This window comes from Nocardia sp. NPDC004278 (assembly GCF_053602975.1).
The window spans coordinates 105,114-123,916 of the sequence record NZ_JBSGEQ010000004.1 but is presented as its reverse complement, the minus strand read 5'-3'; the positions used below and the strand labels follow the sequence as shown (position 1 = coordinate 123,916).

Here is an 18,803-nt window from a genome sequence, read left to right as displayed (position 1 = left end):
TCAACGGCCCAGCCGGAGGCGGGAGACGATGGACGACGAACGGCACCGCGCGCCCGAGGGGCAGCGCGTCGGCGGCGGCGGGCGCGCGCTCGCGCTATTGTTCGCCGTCGTGCTCGCGGTCGCGGCCTTCTTCGGCTGCCGCGGTGAGTTGTCGGAATGGACCTGGCCGTCCGGCGCGGACGACTCCGCATCCGCCCTGCTCGAACCGCTGCCACCGCTGGATCCGACAGCGGTCGCGCAGGCCGTGCAACCGGCACTGGTGAATATCAGCACCTCCTCGCGCCCGTTCGGGCTCGGTGCGGCCGGATCCGGAATCGTGCTCACCACCGACGGCCAGGTGCTGACCAGCCATCACGTGGTGAAGGGCGCCGATACGGTGACCGTCACCGATGTCGGCAACGGCACCGTCTACGACGCGAGGGTGCTCGGCTACGACTCCAGCGCGGATATCGCGCTGCTGGAACTGTCGGGCGCGGCCGACCTGATGATCGCGCGCGTCGGCAACTCCGCCGAGCTGCGCATACACGAGCAGGTGCTGGCCATTGGAAATGCCGGCGGCACCGGCGGCACCCCGACCTCGGTTCAGGGCGATATCACCGATCTGAGCAGCACGATCGTCGCGCTCAACACCTCGGATCTGACCCGCAAGTCGCTGACCGGAATGGTCGAGATCGCCGCGCCCGTCACTGCGGGACAGTCCGGTGGTGCACTCGCCGATCCCGGTGGCACGGTGGTCGGCGTCATCACCGCCGCATCGGGGGAGACCGCGCGTGAGGTCGGACGCACACCGAACGGCTATGCGGTGCCGATCGATACGGCCATGCGGGTGGTGTCCCAGATTCGTTCCGGTTCGCCCACCGAGACGGTGCACATCGGGCCGACGGCGACGCTCGGCGTGCTCATCTCGGATGCGAAACCCAGTGGGGCAAGGGTCGATGTCGCGCTGTACGGCTTACCGGCATATGCGGCAGGACTCATCGACGGGGATGTGATCACCTCGATCGACGGCCGTGCCATCACCAATGCGAAGGCGTTGCGGGCCGCCATCAATGTGCACAAGCCGGATGACACCGTGTTGCTCGGCGTCACCGGTGTGGGTGGTGCGCAGCGGACGGTCAGCGTGGTGCTCGCGCTGGGCACACCGAACTGACCTCGCCTAGACCAGCGACAGCCAGTAATCCTGGAACTTGAGGAAGACCAGCAGCAGCACCACCGCGTAGAACAGCGCCACAAAAGTCCAGCGCCATTCGACAACCACCCGGAGCGGGCCGCGTGAACTACCCCACACCTGTTCGGTCGCCACCGCCAGCAGCGGGGTGATGATCGCCCACACCACCATGCAGTACGGGCACAGCGCACCGATCCGGTACAGGCTCTGGAAGATCAGCCAGCAGATGAAGATCGTGCCGAGCACGGTCCCCACCCACAGCCCGCCCCAGATCCAGCGCGGAAAGCGCACCCCGGAGACGGCGAGTACCGCGAGGGTGACCACCACCGAGAAGCCGACGATGCCGATGATCGGATTGGGGAATCCGAACCGGGCGGCCTGCTCGGTGGTCATCACATTCCCGCAGGACAGGACCGGATTGATGCTGCACGAGGGGGTGTAGCCGGGATCGGTGAACAGCTTGAACCGCTCGATGGTCAGCGTGACCGAGGCGAGCCAGCCGGCCAGCCCGCCGATCAGCAGTACCCAGGCGGATCTGGCGGAGGTGTCGTTCACTGGCCGGCTGCGGCGGCGATCACCGGTGCGAGGCCGCCGGAGTTCATCAGCTCTTGGCCGGACTGGATCTGCTTGCCATTGACGAAGACCGACGGGGTCGACTGGATTCCGCTCTTCATCACATCGTTGGTCTTTGCCTCGATGTACTTGTTGTAGCTGTTGTCCTTGATGCACTGCGCCACCGACGCATCGGTGTAGCCAGCGCCCGTCGCGATCTCGATCAGCTGATCGTCGGTCAGACCGGTGCTGCCCTCGGCGGGCTGCTTCTCGAACATGGTGGTCAGCCAGCCGAGGTACTTCGACGGATCCGTCTGGGCGACACAGTAGGACGCATTGGCCGCGCGCGAGGAGTACTTGGTGGTGGAGGCCTTGTCGAGGAAGGAGATCACGTTGTACTCGACGACGGCGGTGCCTTTGTCGACGGCGTCCTTGATCACCTGAGAATTGGCCGCCTCGAAGGCCTTGCAGGCCGGGCACTGCAGATCGGCGACGACGCGGATGGTGACCTTCGCATCCGGCTTGCCGATGCGGATCGCGCCGTTATCGGTGATCGTCGCGGTGCCGCCGTTGAGCAGTTGGGCGGCGGTGGCTGCGATGGACGGGGTGGCGCCCAAATCGTTCTTCTTGGAGTTCTTCACCGCGATACCGATGCCGATCGCGGCGATGAGCCCGATCAGCACGACGGCCACACCCACCTGGATGAGGATCTTGCGGTTGCGGTCGGCGCGCTCCGCCGCCAAGAGCGGATTCTTCTTACCACCCGGTTTATTGCTCACCGTGCGTTCACCACGCCTTTCGCTTGCCTGCCGGTTCTCTGCCGCCACGATGGTAGATCCGGAACTCACCCAAAGCGTGGACGGGCACGGCCCACATCATCCGTGGTCAACCTGAGAGGAACCTTGGCCCTGGCAGAACGGGTGCTCAGGCCTGTTCGAGGCGCAGCTGCTGCTCCTGGACATCGAATAGCGCCGGCGGCCAGTCGAGCTTGAGCCGGTCCAGTGCATCGATGAGCAATTCGGTGACCGCGAGGCGGGAGAACCATTTGCGGTCGGCCGGGATGACGTGCCAGGGGGCGTAGTCGGTCGAGGTGCGGTCCAGCATCACCTGGTAGGCCTCTTGGTAGGCGGGCCAGTAGCCGCGCTCATCGATATCGGCGGGGTTGAACTTCCAGTACTTGTCCGGTCGCTCCAGGCGTTCGCGCAGCCGCTCCTTCTGCTCGTCGAGGGAGACGAACATGGCGACCTTGACCAGCGTGGTGCCCTCGTCGAGCAGTTCCCGCTCGAAGGCGTTGATCTCGTCGTAGCGCGGCTCCCAGACCTCCGGCGGCACCAGGTTGTGCACCCGTACGACCAGCACGTCCTCATAGTGCGAGCGGTCGAAGACGCCGAGCTGTCCGCCGCGCGGCAGTGCCTTGCGGATGCGCCAGAGGTAGTGGTGGCGCTTCTCTTCCTCGGTCGGCACCCCGAATGAGGCATGGTCGACGCCCTGGGGATCCACCGAACCGATGACATGGCGGACGATGCCGCCCTTGCCCGCGGTATCCATGCCCTGCAATACGAGCAGCACACTGCGGGTATCGCCGGAACGGCCGCTGGCGTAGAGCTTTTCCTGCAGATCCCCCAGCACGGCGGTGCGTTCGGTCAGCAGTTCCAGGCCCTGTGCCTTATCGCCCTGGTATCCGGGCGTGCCGGAGGTGTCGAGATCAGCGATGCGTAAACCGTCGGCTCGCAGGGCCTCGATGGGCGGCAGCGACCATTTCTTCGCCATTCGAATATCGTATGGCGCGCTCAGCGGATCTGGGCCAAGCGAAGCAATTGGTCGGCGAATTCCTCGTCGGTGACCGGGGCCAGGGCCAGATCGTGCGAGGTGGTGAGCAGATAGCGTCCGTCGCCGGTGAAGTCGAGCCAGCTGCGGTGGCGAGTGGGCGGCGACATCGGGTTCTCGGGTTCCACGGTCACGGTGATGAATCCGCGACCGTCCACCGGTTTTCGCAGGGTCTGGCGGAATCGGGCGGCGCGGCGATGGCCGTTGCTCGCGGCCGCGTCGCCGTCGGAGTTCAGCACCGCGTCCTGCGGTTCCCGCATCGGTGCCAGCTTGCCGGGCTCGGCCGAGCCGATGATCTCGATGAGCTGTTTGCCCAGGCTGCGGGCGTGGCACATGCGCACCGTCACCTTGTCGATATCGGCGATCAGGATGCCCGCGTGATTGTGCACCACCGCGGCGAACACCAGGATCCGCTTGCCGCCCGATTCACCGGAGATGGTGATCGTGGTGGCATCGGTGCGCGCGCACAGCATCAGCGCGGCGGCCAGATCCGCGTCGGCCTGGCGGGCGAAGCGCTGATGCAGGCGCAGGGCGGTGTGCTCGGATTCGGTGCGGACCGTGGCGGCGGGCGCCAGATTGACCGGATAGGGACGGCGGTCGAGGCTCGTTTCGCTTTCCCAGACGTGCGTGAACTCGTCCGGGGTGAATATCCACTTCACCGTGCGCCGCCCCCACCGCCGGGGTTCGGCCGCGCGATCTGTGGACCGTTTGGTGGTGGGGTGAACCGGGGGACACGATCGCCGGAGGCGGGCATGGTCGGGCTGTAGACATAGGTCATCGTGTCCTGGACATCGGCCTGCGCCGTAGCAGCGGCCATGTCGTGGTCCATCCTGCGTTGTCCGCCGTGAATGGCTTCGGCGGCCGGATCTTCCAGTGCACGATACTGCGACGGCGGCGCAATCGCCGATCGGATGGCCTGTGCCGCATCGGAATTGAGTTCCATCAGGCGCTGCACCGCGCGGCAGACGTCATGGGTCTCGGTGCCAGCGCGGACGAATTCGCGGGTGGCGCGCAGAGCGGCGTCGGCCGAACGGCCGGTCCAGTGCGCGAATTCACGGTTGGTCGCATCGGAAAAGGCTTGAAACGCCTCGGCGACCGCGGTGGCATTGGCGCGCCAGGCATCGGCGATCCGGCCGAGCGCGACGGGATCGATGACCTCGTGCACCAGATCCCAGATCTCCTGATGGGTATAGGCGCCGAACAGTTCGCGCTCGGGCGCGTAGGCGGGATCGGCTCCGCCGCTTGCCGATCCGGCGGAGTCGGCGAGGGCGCGCTGCCGGGCCCGGATGGCGTCGGCGGTGGCCTTGGTTGCGGAATCTGCCATGGCTCAGTGACTTCCGTCGCGGACCTGATCGCCCGACTCCAGGTAGTCGGTGATCAGTTGCAGTGCGGCGCGATTGGCGGCCTCGGCATCCTCGAATCGCTTGCCCGCGGCCAGATAGGCGGCCTTGTACAGCAGGGCGGTTTCCAGGAATGCGGTAATGGTGTCGAGGAATTGGGTGCCTTTGTCGGCGAAACCCCTTGCCAGACCGCGTCCGGTCGGTAGGTCGGGAAAGCCGTTGACTTCGGTCACGAAATGTCCGTTGGCAGTGGCTTTTTGCAGATCGTCGACGAGTTTGTCGCATGCGGCGGCGAGGTTTTCGGCGACATCGGCCGCCAATTCGAAGGGTTCGCCGCCGCTGGTCCCGGTGGCGGCGGCGTATAACTGTCTGGCCATCCGCTGCCCGGTATCAGGTACCGCCATCTGGGTCGCCCCCTTCGCTCGGTCCACCCACCGCACTCGGTCGGCACTTTACCGCTCGGTAGGGACCGGTGTACCGGGCTTGGCCCCGGCCGCGCGCCATTGTGATGTGGCGCACGATCTCCAATTACCCCGCCCCGCCACGGTATCGGCCGCACGGGCCGCGAGGTGGTCCACCCACCCGTCCACGGAGTCGGCGACGACTACGCGGACGAGTGGCGTTCATGGTGGGGTGTGCCAGGCTCACATGCGCTCGACCTCGATGGTCATCCCCGCCGTCCGCAACCGATCGGTGAGCGCATCGCCCATTGCCGCAGCGGGGGTGAGGATGCCAGCCAACTCGGACAGCTTCGCACCATCGAAGGCCAGGCACAGTCCGGCCTGGCCGAGCATTACCGCGGTTGCCTGGTATCCGGGATCGCCGGTGCCGGAGAAGGTGGCGACATATTTCGCGCCCGAGGAAGTACGCGCGTAGGTCTTCATCGTGAACCACCCACTGGTGCGCGCCTGCTCGCTCGGCCCGGTGCCCGGCTTCGGCACGATTCGGTCGAGCAGCTTGCGCCCCACCGCGACTCGCGACAGCACCGCGCCCGCGGCCATCGTCGCGACAATGCCGCCCGCCATTCCGGCGGCCACCAGCGGCGCGGTGGCCGACTTGCCCGCATTCATCACCTCGCGGTAGCGGAAGTTCTTGCCGTAGACCCAGCCGAGCAGGCCATTGGTGCGACGCACGATCTTGGTGTTGTGCGCAGCCATGACGAAGGTGCCGACCCAGCCGTCCAGACTGGGATCGATGGTGCTCGCGCGCTGCAGCGCCTGATCGGTCTGGCGGCCCACATCGGGTTCCATCGACTTGTCCGGACTCAGCGAGTACGGGTGGCTCATTACCGAACCCTTCGACGGGTCGGCGGCGATGGCCTCCATCATGGCTCGGCCCGAGTCGATGGTGCCGCCGCTGACCCCGCCCTTCAGCGATGCGATCAGGGTGGTGTCCTCGAGCTCGCCGGTGTTGTCCGCGACCGTGCGCCGGTACAGCTGGTACACGCTCAGATCGGAGGGAATCGAGTCGTAGCCACAGGAATTCACGATCTTCGCACCCGTTTCCACGGCCTGCTCGTGGTACTTGTCGATTGCGTCGCGGATGAACAGTGGCTCACCGGTGAGGTCGGCGTAGTGGGTACCGGCCTTGGCACATGCGGCCACCAGCGGCAGGCCGTAGCGCAGGTACGGGCCGACGGTGGTCACCACGACGGTGGTCCGTGCGGCCAATGCGTCGAGTGCGGCCTGATCGGTCGAATCCGCAACGACCAGACCCCAATTCGCCGCGGCCGGGCCGAGTTCATCACGGACGGTGGTCAATTTGTCGAGCGAGCGCCCCGCCAGCGCGATGCGCGCCTCGGCGGGCGCCGCGCCGAGCAGATACTGTGCGGTGAGCTTGCCGACGAAACCTGTTGCGCCGAACAGCACTAGGTCGAATTCTCGGTTGTCTGTCATGGTCTTCCGTTCGATAGCTGCTGTCGTGGACCTTATTGCGCGCCGGAACCGCGCGCGGTGGACTTCTTCGCGCGCGGCCGCGGCTTTTTGGTCGGCGTCGGCCGATGCTCGACCAGCCATTCGCGGTGCGCCTTACCCAATTCGGTGACCGGCGGTTCGTCGTAGAGCCATTCGCGGGCGATCTTGTGCCAGTTCGCAGTGCATTCGAGCTGGCCGAGCATGCCGAAGGTGAGGAAGTCGGCGCGGCGCGAGAACAGGTGCTCCGGCGGCAGATTCTGCTGTTTCATTCCGGCGAACTCACTGGCCCGCGGATCCACCGCCAGCAGAAACGCACCGCTGGCCAGCTCCGGTGTGATGGTCAGCTCCTCATCGAGCAGACACCATTCCGAGGCCGCGAGCACATATTCCAGGCATTCCTCGGCCCCGATCTCCTCGGGCGAGTCGATCACACCGCGCTCGATCATCAACTGCCGCAGGTCTTCCGCGCGATCCTCGGCCGCCGCGCGCAGGCAGATCGTCTCGAATCGCACATGTTCGGGATCCATCCGATTGAACAAACCGAAGTCGAGGAAGCCGACCCGGCCGTCATCGGCCAGCAGCACATTTCCGGGATGCGGGTCGCCGCAGAACTCATTGAAGCCGAACAGTGAACCGACATAGAACCGGTAGATGATCTCGCCGATCCGATTGCGCTCGGCCGCGGGCAGCTGGCGGATCTCCTCGAATCCCTTGCCCGCCACATATTCACTGACCAGCACCCGCGTCGTGCTGAGTTCGGGCAGTGAGCGCGGCACCATGATGAACGGATGTCCGGCATAGAGCTCGGCGATCTGCGATTGGGTATCGGCCTCGGCGTGGTAGTCGAGTTCGCTCTCCATATTCAGCCGCAACTCGTCGAGTACGGCGGGGGTCACCCACGGCATCGCCGATTGCAGCACGCGCCGGAACATCGCCAGATTCTTCAGATCCGCGCGCACCGCGGCGTCGATGCCCGGATACTGCACCTTCACCGCGACCTGGCGTCCGTCGCGCAGTCGCCCGAGATACACCTGCCCGATGGAGGCCGCGGCAATGGGCTCCGGCTCGAATTCGGCGAAGACCGCGTCCAGCGGTTGGCCGAAATCCTCCTCGATCACCTGCCGCATCGATTCGAACGACACCGTCGGCGCCGCATTGCGCAGCACGGCCAGTCGCTTCTGGAAGCGCTCCCGATGACTCTCGGGCACCAGGTCGAGATCGAGTACCGACATCATCTGGCCCAGCTTCATGGCCACGCCCTTCATGGTCCCGAGGACCATGACGACCTGCTCGGTAGTGCGGATCATCGATTCCTCGGCCATCTTCGCGCGCACGGCCGCCGATCTGCCCCGCATCGATAGCCGCGTGCGCTGGGTTCGGATGACCGAACTGGCTGCCACCGCACCCAGTTTGGTGCCACGAGCAAGCCGAGAAGTCGGCACTTGCTTCGCCATCGAGGGACCTCCATTGGTGCCGACGCGAGGGCGGTGATGTGGGACACCCATGCACCGCTCGGGCTTCAGAGTAGCCAACGATGCGGCAATGTCGAGACCGCCGTCACCATTTCAGCTAGCGCCCCAGCTAGCGGTCTGTTAGCGGCTCGAAGTCGGGCAATTGATCAGGTCGGCGACCGCCAGCTAGCGGTCAGGCACCGGTCTGCGGCGGCTTGGGCAGGATGTGCGGCTGCGCGTTGAAGATCTCGCGGGAACCACCGGCGCGCGCCATTCCCTCGATGGCGCTCCAGGCCATCATGGTCAGGTAGTCGATGACCTCTTCGCGCGACATCGCCTTATCCGTTGTCCACCAGTGCGTAGCCAGCTGGATGCCGCCGACCAGCACATACGACCACAGCAGCGCACCTTCGGTCGCGAAGCCGTGCTCGGCGCTGCGATCGATGATGACCGTGGTGACGACGTCGGCGAAGAGCTTCTCGAATTCGGCGAGTGAGGACTGATCGGTCGAGCCGTTGCCCATGATGAACCGGTAGACCTCGGGGTCCTCGTCGACCGTGCCCACATAGGCGGCCAGCGCCGAACGCACCAGGTGGTACTCGTCGGCGTCGAGGCTGATCGCCTCGTACACCCGCGGCATCAGGGTGGTCTCGATGAATCGCTGCATGGTCGCGTGGACCAGGTCGTTCTTATCGGAGAAGTACCGATACAGCACGGTCTTGGAGACGCCGATCTCCGCGGCGATCTCGTCCATGCCCGCATTGCTGCCGCGCGTGCGGATAGCCGCGAGGGTGCCGTCGACCAGCTCTTCGCGGCGGTCGATCTTGTGCTGTCGCCATCGGCGCTTGCGACCGTCCGTCCGGCCGGTGCGCACCGCTGCCGGTCGTTCGGCGAGCTCGCCGACATCGACAAGGTCTTCGGTGGACAGCGTGACTCCCTCGGTTGTTCGGCATCCTGGAACCACCAGCTTAGGTCCAGGCAACGACCAACATGCGCGTTTGGGTAGTGGTTGCGACAGGTTGCACACAATCCGACCGTTCGGTGTCGGTTGCATGTCGCCTGCGATCGGGCCGGAGGTCAGTCGGCGACACGCAGCAGAATGGGTGTTATGGAGAGAGCTCCCGGCAACACAACAGCGCGAACGACGGGCGCGGAGGTGGTGGCGGCCGGACCGGCGCAATCGGCCGAAGACCGCACGTCGCGGGCAGCGGTGGGTGACGGGCGGGCCGGCGAAGGGCCCGGCTCCAATACCACGGTGCTCGACGCGCCAGCGCGGCCGACCAGTTTCGCGGCCTTCGTCGACGACGAGGGCAAGCGCCGCGACCTGTTCAAGATGAAGGCGCTGGCCACCGGTTTGTTGGCGTTCGCGACGGCGATCTATCTGTTCTGCCGGTGGCTGGAATCGCGCGGGTCGGGCGGCGATTGGGTCGGCTACCTGCGGGCCGCGTCCGAGGCGGGCATGGTCGGCGCACTCGCCGACTGGTTCGCGGTAACCGCGCTGTTCCGGCATCCGCTGGGCCTGCCGATCCCGCACACCGCGATCATCAAGAAGAAGAAGGATCAGCTCGGCGCCAGCCTCGGCTCCTTTGTCGGCTCGAATTTCCTTGCCCCGGACGTGGTTTCGGCGAAGGTGAATTCGGCGCAGATCTCCTGGCGGGTCGGGCGCTGGATGGCCGATCCCGGACATGCGGGTCGGGTGGCCCAGGAGAGTTCGACGATCCTGCGCGCGGTGGTCGGGGTGCTGCGGGACGAGGACGTCGAGCAGGTCATCGACAACACCATCGTCAAGCGGATCGCCGAACCGCTGTGGGGTCCGCCGATCGGCCGGGTGCTCGCCGAACTGCTGGCCGACAATCGGCAGCTGCCACTGCTGGACATGCTCGCCGAGCGCGCGCACCAGTGGGCGCTCAGCTCGCAGGAGACGATCGACCGGATCGTTTTGCGGGACGCGCCGCAATGGGCTCCGAAATTCGTAAACATTCTGCTTTCAGAAAAGATCTATCGGGAGTTGGTCGAGTTCACCTGGAAGGTGCGGGCCGATCCGGAACATGAGGTCCGGCTCGCGGCGAATCGGTTCCTCGAGGAATTCGCCTACGACCTGCAACACGACGACGCGATGATCAAAAAGGCCGAACGGATCAAGGCACAGATCATGGGTCGCGAGGAGATCACCGGAATGGCCGAGGCGACCTGGCGCGCGGCCAAGCGGCTGATCCTGGAATCGGCCGATGATCCCGACTCCACGCTGCGGCGCAAGGTGGCCGAGAACGTGCAGCAGCTCGGCGAGCGGTTGCGCGACGACGCCGAGATGCGGGCCAAAGTCGACGGGTGGATCGACCGCGGCGCGCGGTATCTGGTGGAAAACTATGCCGCGGAGATCACCACGCTGGTGACCGATACTGTTGCCCGGTGGGATGCCGAGGAGGCGAGCAAGAAGATCGAAGTGCAGGTCGGGCGAGATCTGCAATTCATTCGCATCAACGGCACGGTCGTGGGATCGCTGGCGGGGCTGGTGATCTACGCGATTTCTCAGGTGCTGTTCGGCGGCTGACCATAGCACGCCGAATGTTTGCTGGAAAGGTGCTAACAGGGTGCTTGCAATAGTTAGCACCCTGCTTTAGAATTGGAAACGTACAACCGCCAGAAGGTGAGTGATGGCAGACCAGCCCGAAGGTTCCGCCGAGTACACCGACGAATCGCAGGAGAGATCCAGCGGCGTCGGCGAAAAGGCGGCGCGTGTCGCGAATGCGGCGCACGACATCGGAGGTTTCATCAGGGCACAGCGAGAAGCCGCGCAAGTCTCGTTGCGTCAGCTCGCCACCCTGGCGGGAGTGAGCAATCCATACCTCAGCCAGATCGAGCGCGGATTGCGCAATCCGTCCGCCGAAGTACTCGCGCAGATCGCCAAGGCACTGCGGGTCTCTTCGGAGGTGTTGTACGTACGGGCTGGCTATCTCGAGCAGCGGCCGCACAGTCCGGTCCGGGATGCCCTGCTTGCCGATACGTGGATCAGCGAACGGCAGAAGCAGGTGCTGCTGGACATCTATGAATCGTTTCGCCGGGAAAACGGAGGAAGCGAACCAGGGGGGACTGAATGGGACAGCGACGTTCCGAGCACAACACCTACTCCGCCACGCCAGGAGAACGAAGAATGACCGAAAACTCGAGTATCAAGCCACTGTTCGCAACCGTCGGCGCCGGTGACGCGGTGTACACCGCGTTTGTCGACGCCGTCACCCAGGTGCGCGAGCGTGCTGCCACCGCCGATGTCAGCGGGCGGGTCGAAGAGGCCCGTGAGCGCTTCGCCAATGTGCCCGCCGATGTGCGTGCCCAGTTCGAGTCGCTGCGCGAGCGGCTGTCCGGGCTGCCCTCCGAGCTGCCGGAGGACCTGGCCGAACTGCGCGAGAAGTTCACCCCGGAGGAGCTGCGGGCGCTCGCCGAGAAGTACTACAACCAGGTCCTGGACCTGTACGCGGACCTGGCCGTGCGCGGCGAGGAGACCGTCGATCGGCTGCGCGCCAACCACCTGGTCGAGGATCAGATCGAGCGGGTCGAGACCCTCTACAAGGATGCGGCCACCCGCGCCGAGGATGCGCTCGCCAAGGTCAACGAGCTGATCGGCCGTCCGGCCAAGGACGAGGTCGAGGAAGAGGTCGAGGAAGCGGCCGCCCCGGTCGTCGAGGCCGAGGTCGTCGAGGTGACCACCGAGACCGAGCCCGCCACCGACGGTGTCGCCAAGAAGGCTCCGGCCAAGAAGGTCGCCGCCAAGAAGGCTCCGGCCAAGAAGGCGGCCCCCAAGAAGGCCTGACGCCCTTCGTATTCCGCCCCAACGGCCCCGCACACCCGGCGTGTGCGGGGCCGTTGCTTCTATGATGGGCTGGTGGACACAGCGCACGGATTGGCCAGCTGGATCTTGGACGGGCTGCGGCTCTTGGCGCTCGGCGCGACAATCTTCGCGCTGATCCACGCCATCCGCCAACGCCCCGACGCCTTCACAGCAGTGGACAAGCTGACAAAACCGATCTGGATAGCAATCCTCGGCGCAGCTCTCCTGTTCCTGCTCCTCTCCCTCAGCGTCACCAGCTTGCTCGCCTTGGTCTCCATCATCGCCACCGGCGTGTATCTGGCGGACGTGCGACCGAAGGTGGATGAGATTCAGCGCGGGCCGCGCTGGTAGGGGTGCCCCCGGCCCGGGGATGATCGGGCGTGTCCTCATCGTCGTGAGTGTTGTCTGCTCGAACGATGTCGCCGATGAGTGGATGGGATTCAGCGTGCGCTGCGCAGGTAGTGGCGCGCGTGGGGCGGGGCACTTCGGCTGGGTCGCAGGGAGTTGCTTATCGGGGTGATCAAGGGATGCGGCCGTCGTCCCCTCTGAATCAGCGTGACCGCCATGATTTGGGCCGGGTGCCCCTTGAATGGCCTTGGGCCGTTTGCTTGCTGGGGTGATTGCGAGGGTGCGGCCGTTGCATGGGTCATCATCGTGACCGGTGCCGATTTGGTCGATGCGGCTGAAGTTGGACGGGTTCGGCGCGTGCCGCGCCTGTTGTAGTCGAGTGCGGTCGGTCCCCTTAAGTGGCTGGTGCGCATCGGGAGATCGGGTGTGGCGGTTGCGCTCGCTTCTCGCCGTGACTGTCATCTCCCGGTTGATATGGCCGACGGATGAGATTCAGTGTGGGCTGTGCAGTGATGGTGCGTTTGGGGGTGGGGCGCCTCGCTCGAGTGGGCAGGGGCGTTGCTCGCTCGGTGACCGGGGTGTGACCGTTGCATCATCGTGAACGGCATCTATTTGCCGATGCGGCCGCAATTGGACGAGATTCAGTGCGGGCGCCGCGCTGTTGTAGCTGGTTCGATCGAGTGTCCTTGGGGCCAGAGGGAGTCGAGCCGGTGCTCGTTTGGGGGCGGTTGGGCGCGGCGGGCGGCTAGGAGCGCGGCGGTGTCCTTGGGGCCTTGGGGAGGTCGGGGAGCGAGCCGTTGCTCATTTCGCCGTTAGCGCGACGGTTATCTGCGTGGCTGATTGTGCGGTCGAGGTGGATGCGACTTGGCGTGGTCCGGGGGCTTTGGTCCTCGTGCGGTCGCTGTTTACGAGGTGTCAGAGGGGGAGGGTGTGCTCATAGGAGGCGGTCGGCGTGGTGGCTGCTCTGGGTGCGGTTGGGGAGGGCGGGCGATGTTTTCGTTACCTCGGGGGTCACTTTCTCCGTCATCTCGAGGGGTAGTTGGGAGCATGTGCGGTCGAGGGGAAGCGGGTCGACGTGGGCTGGCGGCTGTGTCCCGGGCAAGGCGAACGGCTGTGTCCTCGGTCGTCGAATGGGGGTGTTCTTTGTGCGGGGCGGAGGGGAGGGGGCGGTGCTCAGGGGCCGGTTGGGGTGGGGGTTGCTGGTCGGATGTGGGGTGGGGTGCGAGCGTGGGCGGCGGAACATCGGATAACTTATGGTGCTTGCACTAGCTAGCACTCCGGGTTACTGTTTCTAACAGTTACACAAAGGAGTGTCCGATGCGTGCAATGGTGCCTGCCGATAGGGACTTCCCTGGTCAGGTCCGGGGGCTGGTCCGTACACACCGCGCCAACCTGCGGTCGCGTACCTATGCGATCGCGGCGCTGAACCCGCCGACGGCGCCGTACGAGGTCGTTCCCGTTGTCACTCGCGATGGTGCGCGGCTGCGAGTGCACGCCTACGGACCGGCCCATGCTCCGGCGATCGTGCTGGTGCACGGCTGGACCTGCGCCATCGAATACTGGAATGCGCAGATCAACGCGTTCGCCGGGGAATACCGCGTCATCGCCTATGACGTGCGCGGCCACGGCGAGAGCGAACTGGGTTCCAGTCCGCTGACCACCGATCTGCTCGCCGACGATCTGGCCGCCGTGCTCGATGCGACCCTGCACCCCGGCGAACGGGCCGTGCTGGTTGGCCACAGCCTGGGCGGCATGACGCTGCAGGCATGGGCCGGACGCTATCCCGACCGTGTCGCGAAGCAGGCCAGCGCGGTACTGCTGACCAATACCGCACCGGGGCAGCTGGTCGCCGAGACCACCGTCGTACCGCTGTTCAACACGCCGCTCCCGCTGCTGCACCTGCGAATCCCATTGCCGCACTTCATCGGCCGCCTCGGCCTGGGCGCACCGATCGTCTTCCCGCCGATCGCCCCCGTGAAGTGGGCCTTCACCCGGCAGATCATGAGCCCGCGCTCGGCCGGTGACGTGGTCGACTACAGCCTCGCCATCGTCCGCTCCTGCCCCGCCCGGGTACGTGCGGAATTCGGAATCCTGCTCGCCGAACTGGATCTCGGCGAATCCGCACGCGATCTCACTGTGCCGACAACGATCCTGGCAGGCGAGTTCGACGACATGACACCGCCGGTGCATTCAGAACGAATCGCCGAGATGCTCAGCGAAACCGGCAGTCTGGTCAAATACGAGGTCCTACCCCAGGGACACCTCGGCAATGCCGAGATGTTCGATCGCTTCAACGAGGAACTAGCCATGATCCTCGAGTCCGTCCACCAGCCCGCCGCAGCCGTCAGCTGAGCCACCTCATGCCCCTGCCCACCGGACGCCGCTGATCGAATGCCGCCTGCGGCGCGACCGCAGGCGGGCGACCACGCCAAAGCTGCGGGGGCAAGCCGCCGTCTGCTGCTCGGTCGACCGCCTGTGGTCGGGTGCCACTGTTCAAGTTCTGCTGCGGTGCAACATTAGACAGATGAGCACGCTGGAAGCTGTTGTCCAGCTGCCTGATTGCAGGCAGGTGAGCCCGCAGTCGCCAGCCAGCTCGACCGGCTGTCGCGTTGTCGAGCGCTTACTTGTCGAGGCGAATCATATGGTCGTCGGCGTATCGAGCCGATTCGGTGGGTCAGGAGAAGACGACGGTGCGGCGGCCGTGGACCAGGACTCGGCCCTCCAGGTGCCAGCGGAGGCCGCGGGCCAGGACCACTCGTTCGATATCGCGGCCCTGGCGGACCATATCGCGGACTTCGTCGGCGTGGTCGATGCGGATCACGTCCTGTTCGATGATCGGGCCCGCGTCGAGTTCGGCGGTGACGTAATGGCAGGTCGCGCCGATCAGCTTGACGCCGCGTGCGAAGGCCTGGTGATACGGGCGGGCGCCGACGAATGAGGGCAGGAAGCTGTGGTGGATATTGATCGCCTTGCCCGCCCAGTGTTCGCAGAGTTCGGCGGGCAGCACCTGCATGAAGCGGGCCAAGACGACGGCGTGCGGGTCGTGGGCGTCGACCAGGGCGCGGACCTCGTCGAAGGCGGGGCCGCGTTCGGCCGGATCTTTGGGGAAGGGCACGTGGTGGAACTTGACGCCGTGTGCTTCGGTCATACCGGCGAGATCCGGGTGGTTGCCGATCACCGCTTCGATGGTGGCGGGCAGTTCGCCGCTGGTGGCGCGGCCGAGCAGGTCGTGCAGGCAGTGGCCGTCCTTGCTGACCAGCAGAACGGCGCGGCGGCGTGCACCGGAGTCGAGCAGCTGCCACTCCGTCTCCGGGCCGAAGTCGGCCGCCACGCCCGCGAATCGGTCACGCAGTTCCGCAATGCCGAACGGCACCGTCGACGCCTTGATCGCCTGACGGGTGAAGAACCAGCCGGTATCGGCGGCGGCATCCCGCGGCGCTCCCTGGCCGACACGAGCTGCTGCCTCCGGGCCGGACGCTCCCGGCACGGAGTGATAACCGGCCTCCACAATGGACCCGCCGAATTCGGCGATGAACGAGGTGATCCTCGCAATGATGCCGGGACGGTCCGGGCAGCCGAGGGTGAGCACGAAGCGGCGGTCGTCCAGAGCGGGTGGAGCGGAACTCATGGCCTCATCCTCCCAGGTCGCCCAGGACGCCCGCGCAACAGGTTTGCTCGCGCGGTGCTCGCCGACGCCGGATAATGAACCTGAGTGGCCCGCGTACCGCTCGAGGGCCCGATGTGAGGATGCGGCCGTGACGCGTGTGAAGTTCGTCCGACAGCTCGATGGCCTGACCTACGAATTCGTCCGCGAAGGCTGGGCCTACGGCCACCCCTCCTACAAACAAGTCGACCACGACCTCTGGTGCCGCCGCCTCCCCGACTTCGGCTGGTCCATCTGCACCGACTCCGGCGAAGTCCTCAGCCGCCCCTTCGACAACCCCGGCCAAGGCCCCCTACCTCCCGAAGGCACCTGGGTCTCCCGCAAACACGAACGCTCCTACATCTACACCATGCTCCACCACGACTAACCCTCCAAATGCACTCCCCAGCCCCACTCTCAACGTTGCCCCACCACCACGTGACGATCTTGAACCAGGCACCCGAGCCCCGCCGCCGCAGTCGCGAGCCGAGCTGGCTTCGTCGAGAATGCACTGACGCAGTGTCGCTCTCGACATTTGCCTGCGTGATCGCATGGTGATCTTGAACTAGGTATGCGAGAGGTGTCGCTCTTGGCGGTTGCCTGCATCAGCGCATTCTGATCATGAAACATCGCTTGGGGTGATGGAGTGGGGGGAGGGGGTGAAGCTGGGGTGCTGGAGTTGATTGCGATTGCGGGACCTGGTCGTTGCTGTTACAGGTCGTAAAATGGTTCGGCGTAGTGGAATTCGCCGGTGATCTGGGGGTCGTAGGCGGAGAGGGGGCGGATCTGGAAGTGGGAGATCCAGGAGGGGGTGTCGGGGGTGATGCTGAGGCGGGCGGCGGGGACGAATCCGAATTGGGGGTAGAAGTCGAGGCTGCCGAGTAGGCCGATGAGGGGTTCATCGAGGGCGTCCGCGGCGCCGAGGGCGGCGTGCATCATGGCCGCGCCTACGCCATGGCCCTGATGTTCGGCTAGGACGCCGATGGGGCCGAGTGCGAGCACCGGGAACGGGCCTACACCGGCGCGGGTGAGGCAGACGTGGCCGATTACGGCATCGTGTTCCACCGCGACCATCGAGAGGGTGGGGATCCAGCCGGAATCGCTGCGCAGCCGAGCGACGAGATCGACTTCGGGTGGATCGGCCACATCGGCGAGTTCACCTGTGAGTTCGGCCATTTCCCGCCGATCGGTATCGCCATTCGCGTAATGCGGTCCGAAGGCGCTGCGGTGGACGGCCGCGATCGCGGTGGCATCGTCGGCACGTTCGCGACGGATCAGCACGGTGTCGTCTCCTCCTGAACGAAATTGGGCCATCCGCAGCTGTCGGTAGGGCAGTCGCAGCGGCTCCACCGACATTATCGAGTGTGCGCGATGCATCCGAGGCGCGCAATGGAATTCGCCACCGGTATGCCAGACTCTCACCCTGTGGCAAATTCCGCGTCGCTTACCAGGGCCGAAGTGGCCGCCATGATCGACCACACGTTACTGGCGCCGGAGGCGACGGACGCCGATGTGGACGCGTTGGTCGCGCAGGCACGCGAACTCGGCGTGTACGCGATCTGCATATCGCCGTCTATGTTGCCGGTGCGCGCCCCCGGGTTGGTGGTCGCGACCGTCGCCGGATTCCCATCGGGGAAACACCATTCGCTGATCAAGGGTGCCGAGGCGCGCCTCGCCGTCGAACAGGGCGCGGCCGAGGTCGATATGGTGATCGACGTCGGTGCCGCGCTCGCAGGCGATTACACCGCGGTGCTCTCCGACATCGTGACGGTGCGTGAGGCCGTGGGTGACCGTGCGGTACTCAAGGTGATCATCGAATCGGCGGCGCTGCCCGACGCCGCGATCGTCGAGGTATGCCGGGTCGCCGAGCGCGCCGGTGCCGATTTTGTGAAGACCTCCACAGGATTTCACCCGGCCGGTGGGGCGAGCGTGCACGCGGTTCGGTTGATGGCCGAGACGGTCGGCGGGCGGCTCGGCGTGAAGGCCAGCGGCGGCATCCGCACCTCCGAGGCCGCCGCGGAGCTGATCGCCGCGGGTGCCACGCGACTCGGTCTCTCGAAATCCGGTGCGGTGCTCGACGGTTTCCGGGACTGATCCGAAGCTCGCTCGCCCGATCCGTCGATACCGCGTGCACCTTTCGCCCCAAACATGGTGGTAGTCGCCGAATCGGGCAGGAATGCGCACGTGCAGTCGGCGGGTGCGGTTGTGTGTTGGGTGCTCCGACATCGCAGTGATCGCTCGATCGGGCAGGGATGTGCACGTCGCGCGTAGTTGGTGAATGGGGTTGTGGTGTTGGGTGGTCCGACATGGCAGTGGTTGCTGGGTCGGGCTGGGATGTGCACGTCGCGCGTAGTTGGTGAATGGGGTTGTGGTGTTGGGTGGTCCGACATGGCAGAAGTCGCTGGATCGGACAAAACGGTGCACGTTGAGCACGGTCCGCGAATTCGGTTGTCTGTCAGGCGGTCACCCATTCGGACATGACGTCGGCCAGCGCCTCAGCTCCGGGGTGGCGCTCTTCGGGTCGGCCGATCCGGCGAGAAGGTGCGGCGAGGTGGTGTCCGCGACCAGTTCCGCGACGCGGGCTGGGGGCGCGCAGTTCCCCGGAGTGTTCCCTGCCAGGCTCATTCGCGAACATCAATGGCACCTCGTGACCGAGCTGCTCGGAGAGCGGGAATCCGGCGCGGCAGTGTTCGGGCCTGGTGAACTCCGTAGGGGACGAACGGCATTGCTGTCCG

General features: G+C 65.8%; 20 protein-coding genes. 8 read left to right on the top strand and 12 right to left on the bottom strand.

Translation table 11 applies throughout. The features are described 5' to 3' along the window. Positions 1 to 28: 28 nt before the first annotated feature. The gene (locus ACWEO2_RS07820) at positions 29 to 1,150 is read left to right on the top strand and encodes a S1C family serine protease (RefSeq protein ID WP_452404619.1); all 1,122 of its coding nucleotides are present in this window, start codon (positions 29 to 31) and stop codon (positions 1,148 to 1,150) included. Positions 1,151 to 1,156: 6 nt separating this feature from the next. Here the strand turns inward: ACWEO2_RS07820 and ACWEO2_RS07815 are convergent, their stop codons facing one another. The 9 genes from ACWEO2_RS07815 to ACWEO2_RS07775 all read right to left on the bottom strand — a co-directional run bounded on the left by ACWEO2_RS07815 (position 1,157) and on the right by ACWEO2_RS07775 (position 9,125). Beyond that, positions 1,157 to 1,723 carry a vitamin K epoxide reductase family protein gene (locus ACWEO2_RS07815; RefSeq protein ID WP_452404618.1) on the bottom strand — a complete coding sequence of 189 codons (567 nt, stop codon included), beginning with the start codon at positions 1,721 to 1,723 and terminating at the stop codon, positions 1,157 to 1,159. Beyond that, positions 1,720 to 2,499, bottom strand: coding sequence for a DsbA family protein (locus tag ACWEO2_RS07810; protein WP_452404617.1), 780 nt, complete (start codon positions 2,497 to 2,499; stop codon positions 1,720 to 1,722). Before ACWEO2_RS07810 ends, ACWEO2_RS07815 begins: the two co-directional genes overlap by 4 nt. 145 nt (positions 2,500 to 2,644) lie before the next feature. After that, on the bottom strand, positions 2,645 to 3,490 hold the full coding sequence (locus tag ACWEO2_RS07805) for a polyphosphate kinase 2 family protein (protein WP_452404616.1): 846 nt from the start codon (positions 3,488 to 3,490) through the stop codon (positions 2,645 to 2,647). Positions 3,491 to 3,510: 20 nt separating this feature from the next. Further along, positions 3,511 to 4,206: an ESX secretion-associated protein EspG gene (locus tag ACWEO2_RS07800; protein ID WP_452404615.1), complete on the bottom strand. Its 696-nt coding sequence runs from the start codon at positions 4,204 to 4,206 to the stop codon at positions 3,511 to 3,513. Then, on the bottom strand, positions 4,203 to 4,871 hold the full coding sequence (locus tag ACWEO2_RS07795) for a hypothetical protein (RefSeq protein WP_452404614.1): 669 nt from the start codon (positions 4,869 to 4,871) through the stop codon (positions 4,203 to 4,205). The genes ACWEO2_RS07800 and ACWEO2_RS07795 overlap by 4 nt, the downstream gene beginning before the upstream one ends. A 3-nt stretch (positions 4,872 to 4,874) precedes the next feature. Beyond that, a complete protein-coding gene (locus tag ACWEO2_RS07790; RefSeq protein ID WP_452404613.1) occupies positions 4,875 to 5,264 on the bottom strand; it encodes a hypothetical protein in 390 nt (129 codons plus the stop codon). Between the two features lie 267 nt (positions 5,265 to 5,531). Beyond that, a complete protein-coding gene (locus ACWEO2_RS07785) occupies positions 5,532 to 6,782 on the bottom strand; it encodes a saccharopine dehydrogenase family protein (protein WP_452404612.1) in 1,251 nt (416 codons plus the stop codon). Positions 6,783 to 6,814: 32 nt separating this feature from the next. After that, positions 6,815 to 8,254: an AarF/UbiB family protein gene (locus tag ACWEO2_RS07780; RefSeq protein ID WP_452404611.1), complete on the bottom strand. Its 1,440-nt coding sequence runs from the start codon at positions 8,252 to 8,254 to the stop codon at positions 6,815 to 6,817. Between the two features lie 190 nt (positions 8,255 to 8,444). Then, a complete protein-coding gene (locus ACWEO2_RS07775; protein ID WP_354956918.1) occupies positions 8,445 to 9,125 on the bottom strand; it encodes a TetR/AcrR family transcriptional regulator in 681 nt (226 codons plus the stop codon). A 234-nt stretch (positions 9,126 to 9,359) separates the two neighbouring features. Here ACWEO2_RS07775 and ACWEO2_RS07770 point away from each other — a divergent pair, with 234 nt between their 5' ends. The 5 genes from ACWEO2_RS07770 (at position 9,360) to ACWEO2_RS07750 (ending at position 14,777) form a co-directional block, all read left to right on the top strand. Continuing rightward, on the top strand, positions 9,360 to 10,802 hold the full coding sequence (locus ACWEO2_RS07770; RefSeq protein WP_452404610.1) for a DUF445 domain-containing protein: 1,443 nt from the start codon (positions 9,360 to 9,362) through the stop codon (positions 10,800 to 10,802). Positions 10,803 to 10,905: 103 nt separating this feature from the next. Beyond that, complete coding sequence (locus ACWEO2_RS07765) at positions 10,906 to 11,406, top strand: helix-turn-helix domain-containing protein (RefSeq protein ID WP_452404609.1); 501 nt, start codon at positions 10,906 to 10,908, stop codon at positions 11,404 to 11,406. Next, positions 11,403 to 12,059, top strand: a complete 657-nt coding sequence (locus tag ACWEO2_RS07760) for a heparin-binding hemagglutinin (protein ID WP_452404608.1) — start codon at positions 11,403 to 11,405, stop codon at positions 12,057 to 12,059. The genes ACWEO2_RS07765 and ACWEO2_RS07760 overlap by 4 nt, the downstream gene beginning before the upstream one ends. 72 nt (positions 12,060 to 12,131) lie before the next feature. Beyond that, the gene (locus ACWEO2_RS07755) at positions 12,132 to 12,428 is read left to right on the top strand and encodes a DUF2516 family protein (protein ID WP_354956879.1); all 297 of its coding nucleotides are present in this window, start codon (positions 12,132 to 12,134) and stop codon (positions 12,426 to 12,428) included. Positions 12,429 to 13,742: 1,314 nt separating this feature from the next. After that, positions 13,743 to 14,777, top strand: a complete 1,035-nt coding sequence (locus ACWEO2_RS07750; protein ID WP_452404607.1) for an alpha/beta fold hydrolase — start codon at positions 13,743 to 13,745, stop codon at positions 14,775 to 14,777. Positions 14,778 to 15,099: 322 nt separating this feature from the next. Here the strand turns inward: ACWEO2_RS07750 and ACWEO2_RS07745 are convergent, their stop codons facing one another. Beyond that, complete coding sequence (locus tag ACWEO2_RS07745; protein WP_452404606.1) at positions 15,100 to 16,053, bottom strand: formyltetrahydrofolate deformylase; 954 nt, start codon at positions 16,051 to 16,053, stop codon at positions 15,100 to 15,102. Between the two features lie 127 nt (positions 16,054 to 16,180). On the opposite strand from ACWEO2_RS07745, the gene ACWEO2_RS07740 reads away from it, so the two are divergent. Beyond that, entirely contained in the window at positions 16,181 to 16,456 is a 276-nt protein-coding gene (locus ACWEO2_RS07740; RefSeq protein WP_354956888.1) for a hypothetical protein, read from the top strand. A gap of 323 nt (positions 16,457 to 16,779) precedes the next feature. Here ACWEO2_RS07740 and ACWEO2_RS07735 read toward each other — a convergent pair whose 3' ends face one another. Next, positions 16,780 to 17,349, bottom strand: coding sequence for a GNAT family N-acetyltransferase (locus ACWEO2_RS07735; RefSeq protein WP_452404839.1), 570 nt, complete (start codon positions 17,347 to 17,349; stop codon positions 16,780 to 16,782). 126 nt (positions 17,350 to 17,475) lie between these two features. Here ACWEO2_RS07735 and deoC point away from each other — a divergent pair, with 126 nt between their 5' ends. Continuing rightward, complete coding sequence (deoC, locus tag ACWEO2_RS07730) at positions 17,476 to 18,162, top strand: deoxyribose-phosphate aldolase (protein WP_452404605.1); 687 nt, start codon at positions 17,476 to 17,478, stop codon at positions 18,160 to 18,162. Between the two features lie 361 nt (positions 18,163 to 18,523). Here the strand turns inward: deoC and ACWEO2_RS07725 are convergent, their stop codons facing one another. Next, positions 18,524 to 18,703, bottom strand: coding sequence for a hypothetical protein (locus ACWEO2_RS07725; RefSeq protein WP_452404604.1), 180 nt, complete (start codon positions 18,701 to 18,703; stop codon positions 18,524 to 18,526). Between the last annotated feature and the right edge of the window lie 100 nt (positions 18,704 to 18,803).

Excerpts from the sequence above, each read along its gene's own strand:
- ACWEO2_RS07750 (WP_452404607.1), top strand. The coding sequence starts at position 13,743 with ATGCGTGCAATGGTGCCTGCCGATAGGGACTTCCCTGGTCAGGTCCGG.
- ACWEO2_RS07820 (WP_452404619.1), top strand. The coding sequence starts at position 29 with ATGGACGACGAACGGCACCGCGCGCCCGAGGGGCAGCGCGTCGGCGGC.
- deoC (WP_452404605.1), top strand. The coding sequence starts at position 17,476 with ATGCCAGACTCTCACCCTGTGGCAAATTCCGCGTCGCTTACCAGGGCC.
- ACWEO2_RS07765 (WP_452404609.1), top strand. The coding sequence starts at position 10,906 with ATGGCAGACCAGCCCGAAGGTTCCGCCGAGTACACCGACGAATCGCAG.
- ACWEO2_RS07780 (WP_452404611.1), bottom strand. The coding sequence starts at position 8,254 with ATGGCGAAGCAAGTGCCGACTTCTCGGCTTGCTCGTGGCACCAAACTG.
- ACWEO2_RS07770 (WP_452404610.1), top strand. The coding sequence starts at position 9,360 with ATGGAGAGAGCTCCCGGCAACACAACAGCGCGAACGACGGGCGCGGAG.
- ACWEO2_RS07785 (WP_452404612.1), bottom strand. The coding sequence starts at position 6,782 with ATGACAGACAACCGAGAATTCGACCTAGTGCTGTTCGGCGCAACAGGT.
- ACWEO2_RS07745 (WP_452404606.1), bottom strand. The coding sequence starts at position 16,053 with ATGAGTTCCGCTCCACCCGCTCTGGACGACCGCCGCTTCGTGCTCACC.
- ACWEO2_RS07790 (WP_452404613.1), bottom strand. The coding sequence starts at position 5,264 with ATGGCCAGACAGTTATACGCCGCCGCCACCGGGACCAGCGGCGGCGAA.
- ACWEO2_RS07795 (WP_452404614.1), bottom strand. The coding sequence starts at position 4,871 with ATGGCAGATTCCGCAACCAAGGCCACCGCCGACGCCATCCGGGCCCGG.
- ACWEO2_RS07805 (WP_452404616.1), bottom strand. The coding sequence starts at position 3,490 with ATGGCGAAGAAATGGTCGCTGCCGCCCATCGAGGCCCTGCGAGCCGAC.
- ACWEO2_RS07725 (WP_452404604.1), bottom strand. The coding sequence starts at position 18,703 with ATGTTCGCGAATGAGCCTGGCAGGGAACACTCCGGGGAACTGCGCGCC.
- ACWEO2_RS07760 (WP_452404608.1), top strand. The coding sequence starts at position 11,403 with ATGACCGAAAACTCGAGTATCAAGCCACTGTTCGCAACCGTCGGCGCC.